This window comes from Streptomyces sp. NPDC048275 (genome assembly GCF_040652275.1).
Classification (GTDB): Bacteria; Actinomycetota; Actinomycetes; order Streptomycetales; family Streptomycetaceae; genus Streptomyces.
Genome location: NZ_JBEZLR010000200.1, coordinates 1 through 5,366, shown reverse-complemented (window position 1 = coordinate 5,366; position 5,366 = coordinate 1). Strand labels below are relative to the sequence as shown.

The window sequence follows — 5,366 nt, the reverse complement described above, 5'->3', positions numbered from 1 at the left end:
AACAGGACGGGTTGGATGACGTCGACGCGTTCCAGCAGTTGGGGGTCGGGTTCGGTGAGCAGGTGGGTGAGGTTCCAGTCGGTGTAGGGGGCGAAGGCTTCGGTGCAGGCGTTGATGTGGGCGGCGAACACCGGTTCGTGGGCGAGGAGGTGCTGGCCCATGGCGGGCCACTGCGAGCCCTGCCCGGGAAACACGAAGACCGTCTTGCCGCTCAGCGCGGTGCCGGTGGCGAGGTCCGGATGGGGCAGGCCCTCCGCCAGCGCGGACAGGGCGTCGGCGTTGAGGGCGACCGCCCGCTGCTCGAACCGCGCCCGCCGCTCCAGCACCTGCGCCACCTCGACCGCGGCCGTTTCGGGACGGTCGGCGAGGAACGCGCGTATCTCGTCGGCCTGGTCCCGTACGGCCTGCTCGGTCCTGCCCGACAGCACCCACGGCATGGGCCCGGCCGCGTCCGGAGCCGGCTCGGCCGGTGCCGTCGCCGGGGCCTGTTCCACGATCAGGTGGGCGTTGGTGCCGCTCAGCCCGAAGGAGGAGACGGCGGCCCGGCGCGGACGCCCGTCCGTCTCCCAGGGCCGGGCCTCGGTCAGCAGGGAGACCGCGCCGGCCTCCCAGTCGATGTGCCCGGACGGCTCGTCGACGTGCAGCGTGCGGGGCAGTACGCCGTTGCGCATCGCCATGACCATCTTGATCACACCGCCGACACCGGCCGCGGCCTGGGTGTGCCCGATGTTCGACTTCAACGAGCCCAGCCACAGCGGCTGCTGGGTCGGCCGGTCCTGGCCGTAGGTGGCGAGCAGCGCCTGCGCCTCGATCGGGTCGCCGAGGGTGGTGCCCGTGCCGTGCGCCTCCACCGCGTCCACATCCGCCGGCGAAAGCCGGGCGTTGGCCAGCGCCTGCCGGATGACGCGCTGCTGGGAAGGGCCGTTGGGGGCGGTGAGGCCGTTGCTGGCACCGTCCTGGTTGACGGCGCTGCCGCGGATCAGGCCGAGGACGTGGTGTCCGTTGCGCCGCGCGTCGGAGAGCTTCTCCAGCAGGATCAGGCCGACGCCCTCACCCCAGCCGGTGCCGTCGGCGGAGGCCGCGAACGCCTTGCAGCGGCCGTCGGCGGACATTCCGCGCTGCCGACTGAACTCGGTGAACATGGTGGGGGCCGACATGATGGCCGCGCCGCCCGCCAGCGCCAGGTCGCACTCGCCGTTGCGCAGGGCCTGCGCGGCCAGGTGCAGGGCTACCAGCGAGGAGGAGCAGGCGGTGTCGACGGTGACGGCGGGGCCCTCGAAGCCGTACGTGTAGGAGAGCCGGCCCGCCGCGACACTGGTGGTGTTGCCGGTGCCGATGTATCCCTCGAACCCCTCCGGGATACGGGGCAGCCTGGCCACGTAGTCCTGCGCGGTGACCCCGGCGAACACACCCGTCGCGCTGCCGCGCAGCGCGGCAGGGTCGATCCCGGCGTTCTCCAGAACCTCCCAGGAGGTCTCCAGAAGCAGCCGCTGCTGCGGGTCCATCGCCTGTGCCTCGCGCGGTGAGATCCCGAAGAACTCGGCGTCGAAGAGGTCGGCGTCCAAGAGGAAGCCGCCCGTCCTGGCGTAGGTCTTGCCGGGTTTGCCGGGCTCCGGGTCGTAGATGTCCTCGTCCCAGCCGCGGTTGGCGGGGAAGCCGCCGATCGCGTCCCGGCCCTCGTCGACCAGCCACCACAGGTCCGCCGCCGAGCGCACGCCGCCCGGGAAGCGGCACGCCATGCCGACGATCGCGATCGGTTCGGCTTCGCCGGACGTCCGCACGGGGGCCGCGGCGAACGTGGCGGCCTGCTCGCCCAGCAGCTGCTCGCCGAGGAACGCGGCCAGCGCTGCCGGGGCGGGGTAGTCGAAGATCAGGGTCGCGGGCAGCCGCAGTCCGGTGGCCGCGCCCAGCCGGTTGCGGAACTCCACCGCGGTCAGCGAGTCGAAGCCGAGCTGCTGGAAGGCCTGGTCGGCACCGATCGCGTCCGGCGTGGCGTGGCCCAGCACCATCGCCGCGTCGGCCCGCACCAGGTTGAGCAGCAGCGACGCCCGGTCCGCCTCGGGCAGTCCGGCGAGCCGCTGGGTGAGCGAGGACGCGTTCGTGGTGGCCTGCGCGGCCTGCCGGACCGGCCGGCGGGCCAGATCGCGCAGCACCGCGGGCAGCGGCCCGGCGCCGTCGAGCCCGGCCAGGTCCACCTTGGCGGGGACGAGGGCCGGCCAGGCGCTCTCCAGGGCGGCGTCGAAGAGGGCCAGGCCCTGCTCGCTGCTGAGCGGGATCAGACCGCCCCGGCGGCTCACCCGGTTCAGCTCCGCCGCGTCCAGCGTGCCGGCCATGCCGCCGGTGGGCGCCCACAGGCCCCAGGCCAGCGAGGTCGCCGGCAGGCCGCGTGCCGCCCGGTGCTGGGCCAGCGAGTCGAGGAAGGCGTTGCCCGCCGCGTAAGCGCCCTGGCCGGGGTTGCCCACCGCGCCCGCGATGGAGGAGAACAGCACGAACGCCGCCAGGTCCCGGTCCGCGGTCAGCTCGTGCAGCGCCTGCGCGCCATCGACCTTCGGCCGCAGCACCCCTGCCAGCCGGCCGGTGGTGTAGGTGTCCAGCACGCCGTCGTCCAGCAGACCGGCGGTGTGCACGACGGCGGTCAGATCGGTGACACCCTCCAGCAGCGCGGCCAGCGCGTCCCGGTCCGTCACGTCGCAGGCCGCGATACGCGCCCGGCCGCCCAGCGACTCCAGTTCGGCCGCCAGTTCGGCGGCGCCCTCGGCCTGCTCACCGCGCCGGCTGACGAGCAGCAGGTTTCGCAGACCCCGGCCGGTGATCAGATGCCGGGCCAGCAGCGCGCCCAGTCCGCCGGTGCCGCCGGTGATCAGTACGGTGCCCTCGGGGTCGAGCCGCGGGGGAAGGGTGAGCACGATCTTTCCGATGTGCCGGGCCTGGCTGAGGTGACGGAACGCCTCCGGAGCCCGGCGGATGTCCCAGGCCGTCATCGGAAGCGGCCGCAGCGTGCCCGCCTCGAACAGGGCGTACAGCTCGCAGAGCATCTCCTGGATCCGGTCGAGGCCGGCGTCGAGCATGTCGAAGGCCTGGTAGACCACGCCCGGATGACGGGCGCAGACCTCGTCCGCGTCCCGGACATCGGTCTTGCCCATCTCCAGGAACCGGCCGCCGCGCGGCAGCAGCCGCAGCGAGGCGTCGACGAACTCCCGGGCCAGCGAGTCCAGTACCACATCGACGCCGGCGCCCTGGGTGACCTCGAGGAACTTCTTCTCGAAGTCCAGGGTGCGGGAGTTGGCCAGATGCGCCTCGTCGAGTCCCGCGGCCCGGACGGCGGCCCACTTGCCGGGGCTCGCGGTGCCGAAGACCTCCGCACCCAGATACGGGGCGAGCTGCAGCGCGGCGCTGCCCACTCCGCCCGCCGCGGAGTGCACCAGCAGCCGCTCGCCGGGCCGGATCCCGGCCAGATCCACCAGTGCGTAGTAGGCGGTGAGGAAGACGATCGGAGCGGCCGCGGCCTGCGCGAACGACCAGCCCGTCGGGATCCGGGTGACACCGCGGTAATCGGTCACCACCTGCGGCCCGGTGCCGGCCGTCAACAGCCCCATCACCTTGTCTCCGGGCCGCAGACCGGTCACCGCGGAGCCGACATCGAGGACGATGCCGGCACCCTCGCTGCCGATCTGCGCCTCGGTGGGATACATCCCCAGGCCGATCAGTACGTCACGGAAGTTCAGTCCGGCGGCACGCAGTTCGATGCGGATCTCGGTCGGGGCCAGCGGTCCGCCGGCCTGCGGGTGCGGCACCAGTGCGAGATGCTCCAGGGTGCCCTTCTCGGTGATGTCGAGCAGCCAGGGCGTGTCCCCGGCGGGCACGGTCAGCGTCCCCTGACCGTTCTCGCGGTGCAGGCGCGGCACGTAGGCGGCACCGTCGCGCAGGGCGAGCTGCGGCTCGCCGGTGGCCAGCGCCGCGGCCACCGCGTCGTCGGAGGCGGCGGTGCCGTCGTGGTCGAGCAGCCCGAACCGGTTCGGGCTCTCCGACTGCGCGGCCCGGATCAAACCCCAGACGGTCGCCGCCCAGGGGTCGCCGACCGGGTCACCCGGCCGGGCCTCCACGGCGCCCTCGGTGACGAACACCAGCCGGGAACCGGCAAAGCGCGTGTCCGCCGTCCACCGCTGCAGGAGCTGAAGCACCTGGGCCGCCACGGCGTGCGCCCGCTCGGCACCCGAACCGTCCCCCGCCGCCAGCGGCACCAGGACGACATCGGCCGGCTCGGCCGGGTCGGCGAGCGTGGCGGCCAGGTCACCGGTCCTGACCACGGAAGGGGCCACGGCGTCCGCGGGCAGCGACAGGCTCGTCCAGGCCAGCCGGAACATGGAGTCCCGCGCAGCGGGCCGGGACTGCAACTGGTCGGCGGCCACAGCCCGCAGGACCAGCGAGCCGACGCTCACCACCGGCGCTCCGGCCGGGTCCGTGACCGCCAGGGAGACGGTGTCGGGGCCGTTGGGGGTGATCCGCACCCGGACCGTCTTGGCACCGGTGGCGTGCAGCGCCACACCGGTCCAGGAGAACGGCAGGCTGATCGGCCCGGACTCCTCCTGGTCCAGGGCGGCGAGGGTCAGCGGATGCAGCGCGGCGTCGAGCAGCGCGGGATGCACGCCGAACCGGCGGCCACCACCACCGCCGGCGTCCGCCGGCAGCGACACCTCGCAGAACAGCGCGTCACCGTCCCGCCAGGCAGCGGTCAGCCCCCGGAACGTCGGACCGTAGCCGAGCCCCAGCTCGTCCAGCCGGTCGTAGAACCCGTCGAGGCCGACCGGCGTCGCCCCGGCCGGCGGCCAGGCCGCGTCGTCGGCGGCGGGTTCCCTCGCACCGGGCGCGAGCACACCTTCCGCGTGCCGTGTCCACGGCGTGTCGTCCGCGTCGGGCCGGGAGTGGATCCACACCGACCGGCGCCCGGACTCGTCCGCCGCGCCGACGGTGACCTGCAACTGCACCGCGCTCTGCTCGCTCAGCACGAACGGCGCCTGCAGAGTGAGCTCTTCCACCAGGTCGCACCCCACGTGATCCGCGGCGTGCAGAGCCATCTCGGCGAACGCGGTGCCGGGCAGGATGACCGTGCCGTGCACGGCGTGATCGGCGAGCCACGGATGGGTACGCAGCGAGATCCGCCCGGAGAAGACGGTGCCCGCCCCGTCGGCGAGCGGCACGGCGGCACTCAGCAGCGGGTGCGTGGTGGGGCGCTGCCCCAACTGCGCCGGATCGCCGTACGAGGAACTGGTCTCCAGCCAGTAGCGCTCTCGTTGGAAGGCGTAGGTGGGGAGGGGGAGCGTGTGGCCGTGGGTGGGCCAGGTGACGGGGTGTCCGTTGACGTGTGC

General features: G+C 73.7%; 1 protein-coding gene. It reads right to left on the bottom strand.

Annotated features, from left to right (window positions below; genetic code table 11):
* On the bottom strand, positions 1–5,366 hold a 5,366-nt coding region (locus AB0D57_RS47015; RefSeq protein ID WP_362088659.1), incomplete at both ends, for an SDR family NAD(P)-dependent oxidoreductase.